Origin of the sequence: Hymenobacter glaciei, from assembly GCF_039539585.1 — a bacterium.
Lineage (GTDB): Bacteria > Bacteroidota > Bacteroidia > Cytophagales > Hymenobacteraceae > Hymenobacter > Hymenobacter glaciei.
The window spans coordinates 248,795-263,221 of sequence record NZ_BAABDK010000017.1 but is presented as its reverse complement, the minus strand read 5'-3'; the positions used below and the strand labels follow the sequence as shown (position 1 = coordinate 263,221).

Below are 14,427 nucleotides of genomic sequence, written 5' to 3'. Positions count from 1 at the left end.
CGAACAGCACGTATTTCTACATCTCCCACATTTTCACATTATCGATTACTGTATTGCTGCTGGTTGTAGTCCTGGTACGCGCCGCTGGTTACGCTGTTCAGCCACTCCTCGTTTTCGAGGTACCAGTCCACGGTTTGGGCGAGGCCTTGCTCGAAGGTTACGGAGGGCTTCCAGCCCAACTCGTTCATGATTTTGCTGGAGTCGATGGCGTAGCGCATGTCGTGGCCGGCACGGTCGGTCACGAACTTGATGAGCTTGCGCGAGGTGCCTTGTTCCTGGCCGGTTTTCTGGTCCACCACGTCGCAAAGCAGCTCGATAAGCTTTAGGTTTTGCCACTCGTTCACGCCGCCGATGTTGTAAGTGTCGCCGTTTTTGCCCTTGTGAAACACGGCATCAATCGCCGTGGCGTGGTCCTTCACAAACAGCCAGTCGCGCACGTTTTCGCCTTTGCCGTACACCGGCACCGGCTGGCCGGTACGCAGGCGGTGAATGGCCAGCGGAATCAGCTTCTCGGGGAAGTGGTTGGGGCCGTAGTTGTTCGAGCAGTTGCTGAGCTTAATGGGCAGGCCGTAGGTGTGGTGCCAGGCGCGCACAAAGTGGTCGGAGCTGGCCTTGGAAGCCGAGTAGGGCGAGCGCGGGTCGTACGAAGTTTCCTCCGTAAACATCTCGGGCCCAAAGTCCAGCGAGCCGTACACTTCGTCGGTACTCACGTGGTAAAACACGTGGCCGTCGTAGCCGCCGGGCTGCCACAGGTTGCGGGCCGCGTTCAGCAGGTTCACCGTGCCGATGACGTTGGTTTTCACAAACGCCATGGGGTCGGTGATGCTGCGGTCGACGTGGCTTTCGGCCGCGAGGTGAATCACCGCGTCGGGCTCCTCGTGGGCAAACAGCTGGTCGATAAAGCTCTGGTCGGAAATGTCGCCTTTTATGAAGCGGTAGTTCTCCGCCTTCTCAATGTCGCGCAGGTTCTCCAGGTTGCCGGCATACGTCAGCGCGTCAAGGTTGAGAATCTGGTGGTTCGGGTATTTGGTAACGAACAGCCGAACAACGTGGGAGCCGATAAAGCCAGCGCCACCAGTGATGAGGATTTTCATAGTTTTTGAATGTGAAAATGTGGATGATGTGAGAGATATGGAAATTGTCGTGAATGAAAAATAAATTCATCTTCACATTTCCACATCAATTGATTTCCCACATTTAAAGGGTTTGCTGCCACTTCCATGAGCTGGCGAGCGAGTCGGCGAGCGAGGTTTCGGTTTTGAAGCCCAGTACCTGCTCGGCCTTGGTGGCGTCGGCGTAGATGGCGGGCACGTCGCCGGGCCGGCGCGGGCCGATGCTGTAGTTCAGCTTCTGGCCGCTGGCTTTCTCGAACGCCTGCACCACTTCCAGCACCGAATTGCCGTGGCCGGTGCCCACGTTGAAGGTCTCCACGGTGTCGGTGGCTTTGCGGTCGAGTAGGCGCTGCACGGCCACCAGGTGGGCCTTCGCCAAATCCACGACGTGGATATAGTCGCGGACGTTGGTGCCGTCGGGCGTGTCGTAGTCGCTGCCGTAAATGGTCAGTTCCTCGCGAATGCCGGCCGCCGTTTGGGTGATGAACGGCACCAGGTTGTTGGGCACGCCCAGCGGCAGCTCGCCAATCTTAGCCGATTCGTGCGCTCCAATCGGGTTGAAGTAGCGCAGCAGGATGGTGCACAGCGTGTTATCAGGCGCAGCCGATACGTCGTGTACCACTTCCTCGCACATTTGCTTGGTGCGGCCGTAGGGCGACGAAGCCGGTTTAGTCGGCGTGGCTTCCGTCACGGGCAGTGCGTCGGGGATGCCATACACGGTGCACGAAGACGAGAACACCAGGTTTTCCACACCAGATTCCTTCATCACCTGCAGCAGCGTCAGCAGCGAGCCCACGTTGTTCTGAAAGTAGGCCAGCGGCTTCTGCACCGACTCGCCCACGGCCTTGTAGGCCGCAAAGTGAATCACGCCTTTGATGTCTTTCTCGGCCTCGAATACTTGGCGCAGGGCCGCTACGTCGCCGCAGTCGATGCGGTAAATCGGCACGGTCGTACCCAGAATCGATTCAATGCCCACCAACGCCGACTCCAAAGAATTGCTGAAGTTGTCGATGATGACGGGCTGGTAGCCAGCCTGCGCCAGCTCGACCACCGCGTGGGAGCCAATGTAGCCGGCCCCGCCGGTAACAAGAATTTTCATGTCGTTAGCTGCTAGCTGAAAGCTATTAGCTGGTAGCTTTTCAGCTGGCACCCCGACCGGGAGCTAACTGCTAATAGCTTTCAGCTAATGGCTAAATAATTACAGGCTCCAGTACTGGATTTCCTTCATTTTGCCGCGGTACAGGCCTTTGATGTCGACTAGGACCGGGTTTTCGGAAGTTATAGACTGGAAATAGGCTTCGTCCTTCTCGGCGTAGGGCGTGTGGCTCACGGCCACAATCACGGCGTCGTAGTCGGTGCGCACGTCGTCGTTGTGGGTCAGGCGGAAGCCGTACTCGTGGTGCAGCTCGTTCGAATCGGCGTGGGGGTCCACAATGTCAACGTTCACCGAGAAGTTTTTCAACTCCTGAATCACGTCGGCCACTTTCGAGTTGCGAATGTCCTCCACGTTTTCCTTAAAAGTGGCGCCCATCACCAGCACGCGACTTTTGGCTACGTCCTTGCCCTTCTTAATCATCATCTGCACCGTTTTGCGGGCGATGTATGCTCCCATGTTGTCGTTGGTGGTGCGGCCGCTCAGAATAACCTTGGCGTCGTAGCCCAGCTCCTTGGCCTTGTAGGTCAGGTAGTAAGGGTCGACACCAATGCAGTGGCCTCCCACCAGGCCGGGCGAGAACTTCAGGAAGTTCCACTTGGTGCCGGCGGCTTCAAGTACCTCGTAGGTATTGATGTTCATGCGGTCGAAAATCATCGACAGCTCGTTCATCAGCGCTATGTTCACGTCGCGCTGGGTGTTTTCGATAATTTTGGCGGCCTCGGCTACCCGAATGCTGCTGGCGCGGTGCACGCCGGCATCCACCACCAGCTCGTACACTTTGGCCACGGTGTCGAGGGCTTCCTCGTCGTTGCCGCTTACCACCTTCACAATGCGGCGCAGGGTGTGTTCCTTATCGCCGGGATTAATGCGCTCGGGCGAATAGCCGACCTTGAAATCGGTTGGGAATTTCAGGCCCGACAGGCGTTCCAGTACCGGAATGCAGTCTTCCTCGGTGCAGCCAGGGTACACGGTACTTTCAAACACCACGTAGTCGCCCTTTTTCAGCACTTTGCCCACCGAGCCCGACGCACCCAGTAGGGGCTTGAGGTCAGGCTGGGCGTGCTCATCAATCGGCGTGGGCACGGCCACGATGTAGAACTGCGCCTGGCGCAGCACTTCGAGCGAGTCGGTGAAGGTGATGTCACAACCCTCGAAGTCCTTTTTTTCGAGCTCGCCACTGGGGTCGATGCTCTGTTTCATTAGAGCCACACGGCCAGCATTGATATCGAAGCCAATCACCTTCAGCTGCTTGGCGAATTCGAGGGCGATGGGCAGGCCTACGTAGCCGAGGCCGATGACGGCCAGGGTGGCCTCTTTGCGCAATAGTTGGTCGTACACGAGAAGTAGTTGTCGGTTGCTAATTTATAATTGCTAGTTGCTGTTTTTCGGCAACTTAGGGATTTTGGAAACCATCGGCCGCACCGTGGTGCTGTCGGGGCTAAGCTCGTATTTTTCCCCGCTTTCGGGACAATCGGCCCGGCCCTGCGCATCGAAATTGAGGCGGTGGCCGGCGGCGCTCATCCAGCCTTGCGGGCGGGCGGGGGTACCGTATACGAGGGCATACGCCGGAACGTCGTGCGTGACCACACTACCTGCGCCCACAAAGGCGTAGCGACCCAGCCGCACCCCGCACACAATGGTGGCATTGGCGCCGATGGTGACGCCCTGTTCGAGGTAGGTAGTGAGGTACTGCCCGGGGCCCTTACGCGGAATGGCGCTGCGCGGGTTCTTCACGTTGGTGAATACCACCGACGGGCCCAGGAACACGTCGTCTTCGCATACCACACCGCCGTAGAGGCTCACGTTGTTCTGCACCTTTACGTTGCGGCCGAGGGTCACGCCATCGGCCACAAACACGTTCTGGCCCAGGTTGCAGGCCTCACCAATGTCGGCCCCCGCCGAGATGTGGCAGAAATGCCAGATGCGGCTGCCCCGGCCTACCTGGCAGCCTTCGTCGAGGATGGCCGTGGGGTGCGCGTAGTAATCGGGGGAAGCGTGGGACATGCGGGCAGCGGGTAGTTTCGGCCCGCAAAGGTAAGGCAGCGAGCGGGGTTGGGTTCGTACTTTTGGGTAACACCTCATCCAACGATGCTATGGGCCTGCTTGTTCGCCAAACCGATAACCCCGATTTTGTCTCGTCCGAAGATTACTTGCGCTTGGAGCGTGAAGCAGAATTTAGACACGAATACATAGAGGGAAAAATAATCGACATGGCTGGTGCGGGGTATTGGCACAACCTTATCTGTATGAATTTGGGCGGCGAAATGCGGAGCCAGTTGCGTGGCAAAAGTTGCTCCGTAGTGGGCAGCGACCAGCGCCTGCAAATCATGAGCGGCAGTGCTTTCGTCTATCCTGACCTGACGGTTGTGTGCGGCCCGCCTGAATTTAACGAGGAAAAAAAGCCGGATACTCTGTTAAATCCAACATTGCTGGTAGAAGTATTGTCGCCGACCACCAGCCAGTACGACCGGAGCGATAAGTTCATGCTGTACCGACAGGTTCCCAGCCTGCGGCAGTACCTAACGCTGGATTCTCACTCCATCCATGCCGAACTGCATACCCTGACGAAGCCTGGGTGCTGGGTGCTTACCGAAACCCGCGACTCGAATACGGTGTTGGACCTTAGCAGCATCGGTTGCCAGGTGCCTTTGGCAGAAGTGTACGCGGGCGTGGCGTTTACTTAGGGGTTGAAAACCGCGCGCAGCACTTCGACTACTGTCGCAGCGTACAGCACAAACACCATCACCAGTTGGCAGAGCCCCATCAGCAACAGGCTACTGGCCAGCAGCGCGGTGGCTTCGGCCTTTTGATGGCGCTTAGCTGCGCGTTGCAGAGCAACGAGGTGGGCGGTAATACCAGCGGCCCAGCCAATGTTCACTACCCAGACGCTTGGCCCGGCCCAGTCGTGTGGGCCGGGGCCGGAGGTATAAGAAATAGCCAGGAAGCCAGCCTGCAAAATTGCCCCTGCCCCAAGGCAATCGAGCAGCACCAGTACGAGCAGCCGCACGCTGCCGCGCCGCCAGGCAGGCCAGTAGGATGCTGAGGGATAGACTGCTGTGTTAATTACTTCTAATATATTACAGCTTCACGCACACGTTCTGGGCCTCGGTGAAAAACCGCAGGGCCTCCAGCCCGCCCTCGCGGCCCACGCCGGAGTTTTTCATGCCGCCGAAGGGGGTGCGCAGGTCGCGGTGCAGCCAGGTATTTACCCACACAATGCCGGCGTGCAGCTGGTGGGCCACCCTGTGGGCCCGTTGCAAATCGCGCGTCCAGATGGTGGCGGAGAGGCCATAATCGGTGCTGTTGGCCATCATCAAGGCTTCTTCGTCGGTATCAAATGGCGTGAGGGTAACGACCGGGCCGAAGATTTCCTCCTGGTTGGTGCGGCAGTCGAAGGGCAGGTTTTCGAACACGGTGGGCTCCAGGAAGTAGCCGCCCTCGCAGCGGCCGGGTACGGTGGCGCGGTGGCCGCCGGCCAACAGGGTGCCACCCTCGGCGTGAGCTAGCTCGATATAGGCCAGTACTTTGTGCAGGTGCGCTTCGCTGATTAGCGCGCCCTGCTTGGTGTCGGCGGCAAGCGGGTCGCCGATTTTCTGGTCTTGGAGCTGCTTAAGAAACTCGGTTTTGAAAGCCTCGTACATCGGCCGCTCAATGAAAATGCGCGAGCCGCACAGGCAAATTTGGCCCTGGTTGGCGAAGCTGCTGCGTATGCTGGTAGCCACGGCAGCGGCTAGGTCGCAGTCGGCAAAAACGAGGTTGGGGTTTTTGCCGCCCAGCTCCAGGCTCAGCTTTTTGAACATGGGTGCGGCGGTGGCCGCGAGGTGCCGCCCGGTGGCTGTGCCCCCCGTGAAGCTGATAGCCTTGATGCCCGGGTGCTCCACGATGGCTTGCCCGCAGTTGGGGCCGTTGCCATGCACAATGTTGAGCACGCCCGCCGGCAGGCCGGCTTCAATGCACAGCTCACTCAATAAAAAGGCCGTGGCCGGCGTAATTTCCGACGGCTTGGCCACCACGCAGCACCCCACGGCGAGGGCCGGCGCAATTTTCCAGGTGAAGAGATACAGCGGCAGGTTCCAGGGCGAAATGCAGCCCACCACGCCCACCGGATGGCGCACGGTGTAGTTCACGGCTACGCCTTCCTGCACGTGGGCTTCGGTGGCGAAGTGCCCGGCAGCAGTGCCGAAAAAGTGGAAGTTGCTGGCTGCCCGCGGAATGTCCATCACGCGGGCCAAGCTTAGGGGCTTGCCGTTGTCCTGGCTTTCGGCAAGGGCCAGGCGCTCCAAGTTGGCATCAATCAGGTCAGCGATTTTTACGAGTAGGCGGCCGCGGTCCTCCGCTGCCAGCTTGCGCCAGGCGGGCAGGGCGGCTTCGGCGGCGGCTACGGCGGCAGCTACGTCTTCGGGGCCGGAGTCGGGAATCTGGCCATACACCTGGCCCGTGGCGGGCTCCACGTTATCGAGGTAGCGGCCGGCGTGGGGCGGCACGAGCTGGCCGTTGACGTAGTTCTGGAGGCGGAGCATAGGCGGGAGCAGGGCAGGAGCGGAACCCCAAAGTAACGGCCCACGGCCCAAGGCTGAAGGGCCGCGTCCGCAGCTTGGCAACGGAAAAAAACGGGCGCACGAAAAGGCGGGCGCAATAGCTAGCTTTGTAGCACTGCATTGTCCCTTCCCGCGTCATTTGGCGCCACTTATTTCTATTCAGCTTGCCCGTTCTCTCCGTCATCATTCCAGCCTACAACGAAGCTGCGCGGGTAGGGCGCACCATCGAGCAGGTGCTGACGTACCTGCACGCGCAGCCGTTCAGCAGCGAGCTTATCGTGGTCAGCGACGGCTCGACTGATGACACCGGGCGGGTAGTCGAAAGCTATTTTGCCACCCACCCCGACACCATTGCCACCCGCCTCATCAGCTACCCGGCTAATCGGGGCAAGGGGTACGCGGTACGTCAGGGGCTGCTGGCTGCCACCGGCACCGTGGCTTTGTTTTCGGATGCCGACCTCTCGACTCCCATCGAGGAGCTGCACAAGGTGGTGGACCCGATTCTGGCCGGCCAGTACGACGTAATATTTGGCTCGCGGGCCCTCGACCGCAGCCTCATTGGGGTGCATCAGCCCTGGCTGCGCGAGTACAGCGGCCGCATCTTCAACCAAATAATGCAGTGGGCCACCGGCCTGCCCTACGCCGATACCCAATGCGGCTTTAAGGCCTTCCGCATGGCTGCCTGCCGGCCCATTGTAGAAGGAGCGGTGCTCGACCGCTTCGGGTTTGACGTGGAGTTGCTTTTTCTGGCGTACAAAGCAGGCCTGCGCATGCTGGAACAACCCGTACGCTGGAACGATGCCGCTGGCAGCAAAGTCGGCTTTCTTAGCGGCCTCGACGGTTTCCGTGAGCTGCGCGAGCTGCGCCGCCGGTTCGGCCGCGGGCACTACGATGCGGCGCTGCAGCGCACCCGCCAGGCCCAGGCAATGCCGGTAGCATCTAGTGGTCCGCTGCCTGCTGCCGAGTAAGCCGCCAGTGCCCAACAGCGGCGCTGTCTTCCCTTCATCTGCTTTGTTACATGCTTGATTTTTCGCGTTCTTCTCCTCAGCAGCACCGCATAGTGCGCGCCTTCTTCGGAACGGTGCTGCTTCTTGGCCTGCTGATATTCCGCCAGTTCGGAATTTCTGTTGATGAAAACCAGCAACGGGATACGGGCATGGTAAGCCTCAAGCACGTCGCTATGAAGATAAGCCCGTCGTGGGTGGAAAACGACGACAATTTCGACCGCTACGGGGTGCCGCTGGATGAGTACCAAGACCGCGACTACGGCGTGGCGTTCGAAGCTCCGGTGTCGTTTCTGGAACGGGTGCTGCGCATCGACGACTGGCGCAATAAATTTTTGCTGCGCCACTTATTCACGTTTCTGATATCATTTGGAGGCATGCTGGCCGTGTACCAACTGGCCGCGCGGCGCTTTCACGACTGGCGGGTGGGCCTGCTGGCGGCCAGCTGGCTGTTGCTTTCGCCGCGCCTTTTTGCCGAGTCGTTCTATAATGACAAGGATGCCGTGTTCATGGCGCTGTTTGCCATCGCGACCAATACGGCTGTTCAATTGCTACTGCGTCCTACCACGCGCCGGGCGGCCTGGCATGCGCTGGCCTGCGCCATTGCCATCGACGTACGGATTATGGCGGTGCTGGTGCCGCTGGCTACCGGGGCGCTGCTGCTGTGGCGCGGGTTGCGGAGCGAAGTGGCATGGCCCCGCGTGGCCCGCACCCTGGCGCTGTATGGCGGCCTGCTCGTGGTGCTGGTGGTGGCCCTGTGGCCCTACCTGTGGCCAGCACCGCTCACCAATCTGTTCATTGCCTTTCGCAACATGGCCGCGTTCCGCTGGGGCGGGCTGGTGCTGTACATGGGCGACCTGATTCCGGCCACTGAAATCCCCTGGCACTACGCGCTGGTGTGGATGGGCATTACCACGCCGGTGCTGTACCTGGCCGCAGGTGGGCTGGGCATCGGGCTGGTAGTACGCGAGCTGCTGCGGCAGCGCTGGCGGCTGTGGGTCAACGACGACCAGCTGCAGGACGTGCTTTTTCTGGGCCTGGGCGTAGGGCCGCTGCTGGTGGTCATCGCGCTGCACTCGGTGCTGTACGACGGCTGGCGACAGCTCTACTTTGTGTATCCGATGCTGCTGTTGCTGGCCGTGCGTGGCTGGGCGGCGGCAGCTAAGTGGCGGCCCCGTGCGGTGCGCGCCATAACAGTAGTTAGTGCGGTGGTTATTGGCTTCCAGATGATATTGATGCACCCGCTTCAGATGCTGTATTTCAACGTGTTGGCAGGCCCCAACGTGGCCGAGCGGTTTGAAATGGACTACTGGGGCCTGGGCTACCAGCAGGACCTGGTGTACATTGCCGAGCACGACACCCGCTCAAGCATCAAGGTGTATTCGCCTCCGCCATCACCCGCCCCCATTGCCCTGCAAATGCTGCCCAACGAGCAGCGCGAACGCATTCAAATGGTAGACCAGGAGGAAGGAGCCGATTATATTATCACCAATTACCGTTGGCATCCGCAGGCGTATTCTTACCCGCCTGGGGCCGAGGTGTACCAGCTGCGGGCCGACGGCCGGCGCGTACACTCCATTTTCCAGCTTCGCTGGTAGGGCTGCCAGCTGCCGGGTCCAGGGCGTAGGTATTCTTCACGAGCCGCGGCCGGTCTTCGGTGCCCACGTAATAATAGGCGTCGGTATCAACGGGCCGAATAAGCAGGTCATCGACCAGCAAGTCGCGGTTTTCGTAAAGTACCATGAGGCGGTTGGTGCCGGGCTTAACGCGGATGGGCAGGACTACTCGGACCCAGTCGCCGTCGATTTCGGTGCTGGAGTTGGAGCCGATTCCTTGCTGGTTGGTCTGGGCATCGCGCCCGAACTGCTTCACCTGCATATTGCCCAGGCCGTAGGCCGTCTGCGCGTTTACCCACACGCTTACCTCATAGCGGCCGGTGTCGCCGGGGGTGGGCAGTGGGCCGTCGTATAAGGTCGAAAACTGGTCCAGCGGTTCGTGGAAAGCGCCAGGGGCCAACCGGCCGCGCCGGTCGTTGCCTTGGTCGAACGATTGCAGCAACACGGTTTTAGGCGTCGTCACAAACAGGCCATCGGCCTGCCGGCGCAGCGTGGGCAGCAGGGCTTGGGCCCGCGCGCGCTCAGCAGCCAGTTCGTTGGCGGCTAACGCAGCGATGGGTAATTCATATAAGTCCGCTTCGGGGCGGCTGGCTATACGGTGCGCGAGTGTGACGAGCCGCTGCTCGGCAGTGGTAAGCCCGACGCCGGGCACTACCAGCAGCAGAATCGGCTTCGTGTTCGGGAATTTGGCTACTACCGGGCGCGCCACCAACGGGCTACTCAGCAGTTGGGTGAGGGCCAGGGTCTGGCCCACCGAAGAGCGAGCCATGTGCACTGCCAGCAACGGCAGGCCGGTATTCAGCGAAGCCTTGTAGCACTGGTACATCGCATTTGGATTGCCCTGAATATCAATTTTATCAGTGCCAATGGCGAAGTAAGGAAGCGGCATAATTGCCTGGAAGTCGCTGGGGTTGCGGTTGGCCCAACTCAGGAAATTTGTGTAGTTGTCGGTGTCCTGAATCATATCAGTCGTCTCGGGCTGCAGGCCAATGCGGTCGGCTTTCTCGTGGCTGTGCACGTAGGCTTCGGCCGTCCATAGCACCAGCAACGGAGCCAGTAGTGCTACTCGCCAAACGCCGCCGTGTAGCCAATGCTGGCGCAGGTAGCGGGCCAGCCGGTAGAAATACCAGGCCGCGTACACCCCGGCCACGTAATAAAAAGGCCAGGCAAAGCGGCCGAGGGAGCGAAACTGCTTCACGGCGGGCAGCACGTCGGCCAGCCAGCCCAGGCCCGGGATGGCAAACGGGTAACCCATGCTTAGCACGAGCAGAAAGCCCGCTGCCCACAGGCCTACCCGAAGGTGCGCAGGCGCTACCAGCCGAAAAATTCGCCGCCAGCGCCGCCGGAAGGCGTAGCGTAGCATCAGCACAAGGGTGAGCAGCAGGGCCAGGTCGGCTACCATGCTAATGTAGGAAAACCCTTCGCCGTGCGGCTCGCTGGTGTGCAGCAGCTGCTGCCAGAAGGACTTAAACGGCTCAACGACGGGCACGAAAACACTGCTAAAACTGGCCACAAACAGGCCAAAGCCGAAGGGATTGCGCGCCCGGTCGGTCACGGGGTCGACCAGCGCCATCCAGCCCTGAAACAGCACCAGCGGCACGAGGGCAGTGAACACCAACCAGCCCAGCCACGGCCAGAGCCGACTTGGGCGCTGGGCCGCCCGGGGCCCCTCCTGTGCGGCCAGTACCAGCACGTGGGCCAGCAGGAAAAACGACGACATGGCCAGGTAGTAGGCCGAAACCAGCCCCAACAGGAAGCTGCAAGTAGCGTAGGCCACGTACCAGCGGGTGCGGCCGGGAGCCTGCTGCACCCGCACCAGGCAGTACCACAGCAGCGGTATCCCGCAGCCGTAGCTTAGGGTCATGTGGCCGTCGAGGCGGTTGTTTTGCGGGGCCATGAAGCCAATAAGCAGGGCCGCCACCGCCGCGAACACCACCGGCAGGTGGGTGCGGCGCAGAATGGCGTAGAGCACCACCGGGGCCACCACCATCGACGCCAGCACCAATAAGTTGAGCAGGGCAATGGCATTGCCGGTCGTGACGATGCCCAGCGGGCGGGCCAACGTAGCCAGGCCGCTCACAAGGGGCTGCAGGTCGGGGTAGGTGTAGTGCTCGCCCAGCGGGTAATTCATGCCCGTGAAATGCTGGCCGTGGTCGTACTTCATAAAGTACGCCGCCACAAAGTAGTTCTTCAGGCCGTCGCCGGCCCCGCTGAAAAAGTAGGCCGAGGGCTGCCGCAGTACATTGGTGAACAGCAAGCTAACCCAGGCTGCTGCCGCTGCCAGCACCCCACCCATTCCCAGCCAATGGGCCTTAACAGCACGCCTCATAAATAACCAAGCAAAGCAAGTGAAGCCGTAAAAGTAGCATGCTTGCCCGGGGCCTTGCTACCCGCTGCCCGCTACCGCTGGGCCACCACCCGCCAATGGCTATTGCACGGTATCATTTTAGCCCAATGCGCAGTAGTTTTGCGATGGCGTACCCCGCCGCTGCGCTTTCTTATTTGTTTCAGTTCATGAAAAAACCTTTCCTGTTTGTTGCCGCTGCCGCACTCGCTACCATCCTGGGCGCGTGCTCGAAAGACAAGTCAGCAGATTTGCCCGAGGGCACGGTCACCGTCAATAATTTCGAAAACGTGCAGGGTTGGGGTGGCGCCAACGAAGTCAGCGTTACTGCCGAGAAAGCCCACTCGGGCCGGTATTCGGTGATGACCAAGCCCGGGCTTGACTTTGGCTATACCTACGTGAACACCTTGGGGCAGATGACGGGCGGCAAGCCCAAGAAAGTAACCATTTCGGGCTGGGCCTGGGTGCCCAATAAAGATGCCAACGCCACGGTGGTGCTCGACATTAAGCACTCGGCCACCAACGGCAGCCAAGTCTATTACGCCGGCCTGGAAATGGCTCGCTCGGTGAAGAAGTTCAGCGAGTGGCAGGAGGTAACCAAGACCTTCGACCTGCCCGATTCCATTGCTTCCATCAACATGTGCAAGGTGTATATGTGGCGCGGCAGCAGCCCCAGCCCGGTGTACCTCGACGATGTCACAATTCAGGTTGAGAAATAGCGCCCTCCTGGCGGGCGGGGTGGTGCTGGCCGTGGCGGCCGGCTGCTCGTCAGCTCCGGAAACGGGCCAGTGGGTGGGCGACTTGGTGACGGCCAGCGACTACGAGGCCGTGGCCGGCTGGGTGCCGGGCGCTACGTCCCTGAGCCGCGACCACGCCCATTCGGGCCGGTTTGCCGACCGTATTGATGCTGAACATACTTTCGGCCTCACGTTCCAGCTACCGTTGAACCAGGCCAGCGTGCATGCCCTGCGCGGGCTGGATGTAGAGGCTTGGACCTATTTCAGCAGCCTGAAAAGTGGAGGTGCACTGCAGGTGCAGGTGTGGGCCCACGGACCGGGCCAGGATGCAAAACCCCTGTACGAGGAACAATTGAACTTGCGCGAGCAGGTGACCGACTCGTGCCACTGGACGCAAGTGCATCGGCGCTTTACCCTGCCCGACAACCTGCCCGGCGATGCTAACCTGCGCCTTTTTATTTGGGGCAACCCCTCGACCAAGCCCGTGTACTTCGACGACCTGCGGGTGAAAGCCCTGGAGTAGCGCGCGGCTTCAACTCATTTTCTACCCCTCTGCTATGCGTGTTCCGTTGTGGCTGGCCCCCTACCGGCCCCGGCTCTGGAGCTGGCTGTGGATATTGGGCTGCTGGGCCGCCGCTTGGCTGGAGTGCCGGCTGATGACCGACCTGCGCAACTACTACGGCCCGTACTGGAGCCCCGTGGCAGTGTTTGCCGCCGCCGTAGTGCTGTGCGCGTGTGCCCTGGGCTTCTGGCTGAGCCGGCCGCTGGCCGAGGCGGCCCCGGCCCGGGCCCTGAACCGCACGCCGCTGGCCGGGCTGCTGCTGCTGGCCGGCGCCGTGCGGGTGCTGTATCTGCAGGCTCCGCTGATAGCGGCCCATCAAAACACACTGGCTTTTTCCGACGTCATCACGATTCTGCAAACCTATGTGGCGCGGTTTCGGAGCGGGGAGGTCGTGTACCGCTACCTTACCAACCTCAACTACCCGCTGTTCCCCAACCACTTGCCGCTGCAGTGGCTGCCCTACGTGCCGGCCGATGCGCTGGGAATCGACTACCGCTGGTGGAGCCTGGGCTTGTTGTTGCTGCTGGGCTTTGGAGCTTACCTGCTGGTGCTGGTGCGCCAGCCGCTGCCTTGGGCCGAGTTCGTGCTGAAGGCGCTGCTGCCGTTTCTGGTGCTCGCGCAGCTCATCAGCTACACGCCCGACCTGTACACGTTCACCTGCGAGCCCACCATCATTGCCTACTACTGCCTGCTGGCGGCGGCCGTGCTCAGCCGGTCGGCGCTGCTGCAGGGCGTGGGGCTGGTGCTGTGCTTGCTCTCGCGCTACTCGGTGGTGTTCTGGGTGCCGTTTTACCTGTGGGTGCTGTGGCGCGAGCTGGGCCTGCGGCACGCACTGGCGGTGGCCACCATTGTGGGAGCGGGCATTATGGGCATCTACGTCATTCCGTTTCTGAGCCACGACTGGACCATTTTCACCCATGCCCTGGCCGAGTATAAAATTGCCACGCTGGGCGAATGGAGCCACGGCGACGACTCCGGCCACCCACCCCAGCTCTTCAATGGCGTGGGAGCCGCTTCGTGGTTCTACTCCTACGGCAGCGGCACCCTGGTCGAAAAAATTGCCGCCCTGCAACGCACGCACGTGGTGGCCTGCGTGGCGGTTATGGGCCTGATTGCTTGGCTCTACTACCGCTTCCGGCACCGGCTGCCGTACCAGATAGCTGCGCTGCTGGGCTTGAAGCTCTACCTGACGGTATTCTATACCTTCCTGCAGATTCCCTATCTCTACCTCACGTCGTTGGGGCTCTTTATAAGCCTGTTTGTGGCCCTCACGGTGGGCTTTCGCCCCCGCGAAGCCCAGCTGCCACTCCCGGCTACCACGTAGCCAGCCGGTGTGCAGCGGCTAGGGCTGGGCTTGT

13 protein-coding genes are annotated in these 14,427 nt (G+C 60.8%); 6 read left to right on the top strand and 7 right to left on the bottom strand.

Features of this window, described 5'->3' with window-relative positions:
* Window positions 1-38: 38 nt before the first annotated feature.
* From rfbB to ABD837_RS11880, 4 genes are all read right to left on the bottom strand, one after another.
* Window positions 39-1,094 (bottom strand): dTDP-glucose 4,6-dehydratase, encoded by a 1,056-nt coding sequence (rfbB, locus tag ABD837_RS11895; protein WP_345054556.1) that lies wholly within the window; start codon window positions 1,092-1,094, stop codon window positions 39-41.
* 103 nt (window positions 1,095-1,197) lie between these two features.
* Window positions 1,198-2,211 (bottom strand): UDP-glucose 4-epimerase GalE, encoded by a 1,014-nt coding sequence (galE, locus tag ABD837_RS11890; protein WP_345054553.1) that lies wholly within the window; start codon window positions 2,209-2,211, stop codon window positions 1,198-1,200.
* 99 nt (window positions 2,212-2,310) lie between these two features.
* On the bottom strand, window positions 2,311-3,606 hold the full coding sequence (locus ABD837_RS11885; RefSeq protein ID WP_345054550.1) for a nucleotide sugar dehydrogenase: 1,296 nt from the start codon (window positions 3,604-3,606) through the stop codon (window positions 2,311-2,313).
* A 33-nt stretch (window positions 3,607-3,639) separates the two neighbouring features.
* Entirely contained in the window at window positions 3,640-4,272 is a 633-nt protein-coding gene (locus tag ABD837_RS11880) for an acyltransferase (protein ID WP_345054548.1), read from the bottom strand.
* An 89-nt stretch (window positions 4,273-4,361) separates the two neighbouring features.
* On the opposite strand from ABD837_RS11880, the gene ABD837_RS11875 reads away from it, so the two are divergent.
* Window positions 4,362-4,952 carry a Uma2 family endonuclease gene (locus ABD837_RS11875; protein ID WP_345054545.1) on the top strand — a complete coding sequence of 197 codons (591 nt, stop codon included), beginning with the start codon at window positions 4,362-4,364 and terminating at the stop codon, window positions 4,950-4,952.
* Here the strand turns inward: ABD837_RS11875 and ABD837_RS11870 are convergent.
* The gene (locus tag ABD837_RS11870) at window positions 4,949-5,275 is read right to left on the bottom strand and encodes a hypothetical protein (protein WP_345054542.1); all 327 of its coding nucleotides are present in this window, start codon (window positions 5,273-5,275) and stop codon (window positions 4,949-4,951) included. The two genes, ABD837_RS11875 and ABD837_RS11870, sit on opposite strands and share 4 nt — an antisense overlap.
* A gap of 70 nt (window positions 5,276-5,345) precedes the next feature.
* Window positions 5,346-6,788: an aldehyde dehydrogenase gene (locus ABD837_RS11865; protein ID WP_345054540.1), complete on the bottom strand. Its 1,443-nt coding sequence runs from the start codon at window positions 6,786-6,788 to the stop codon at window positions 5,346-5,348.
* A 182-nt stretch (window positions 6,789-6,970) separates the two neighbouring features.
* Here ABD837_RS11865 and ABD837_RS11860 point away from each other — a divergent pair, with 182 nt between their 5' ends.
* Window positions 6,971-7,774 carry a dolichyl-phosphate beta-glucosyltransferase gene (locus ABD837_RS11860; RefSeq protein ID WP_345054537.1) on the top strand — a complete coding sequence of 268 codons (804 nt, stop codon included), beginning with the start codon at window positions 6,971-6,973 and terminating at the stop codon, window positions 7,772-7,774.
* Between the two features lie 50 nt (window positions 7,775-7,824).
* Window positions 7,825-9,408 (top strand): hypothetical protein, encoded by a 1,584-nt coding sequence (locus tag ABD837_RS11855; protein WP_345054535.1) that lies wholly within the window; start codon window positions 7,825-7,827, stop codon window positions 9,406-9,408.
* Here the strand turns inward: ABD837_RS11855 and ABD837_RS11850 are convergent.
* Complete coding sequence (locus ABD837_RS11850; RefSeq protein WP_345054532.1) at window positions 9,296-11,755, bottom strand: DUF6311 domain-containing protein; 2,460 nt, start codon at window positions 11,753-11,755, stop codon at window positions 9,296-9,298. The genes ABD837_RS11855 and ABD837_RS11850 overlap by 113 nt on opposite strands.
* A 185-nt stretch (window positions 11,756-11,940) precedes the next feature.
* Between ABD837_RS11850 and ABD837_RS11845 the strand changes: the two genes are divergently transcribed.
* Genes ABD837_RS11845 through ABD837_RS11835 form a run of 3 tightly spaced genes read left to right on the top strand, consistent with a single transcriptional unit; the run spans window position 11,941 to window position 14,393 of the window.
* Window positions 11,941-12,489: a carbohydrate binding domain-containing protein gene (locus tag ABD837_RS11845; protein WP_345054529.1), complete on the top strand. Its 549-nt coding sequence runs from the start codon at window positions 11,941-11,943 to the stop codon at window positions 12,487-12,489.
* A complete protein-coding gene (locus tag ABD837_RS11840) occupies window positions 12,479-13,030 on the top strand; it encodes a hypothetical protein (RefSeq protein WP_345054527.1) in 552 nt (183 codons plus the stop codon). The genes ABD837_RS11845 and ABD837_RS11840 overlap by 11 nt, the downstream gene beginning before the upstream one ends.
* 34 nt (window positions 13,031-13,064) lie before the next feature.
* Window positions 13,065-14,393 (top strand): hypothetical protein, encoded by a 1,329-nt coding sequence (locus ABD837_RS11835; protein WP_345054525.1) that lies wholly within the window; start codon window positions 13,065-13,067, stop codon window positions 14,391-14,393.
* Window positions 14,394-14,427 lie beyond the last annotated feature (34 nt).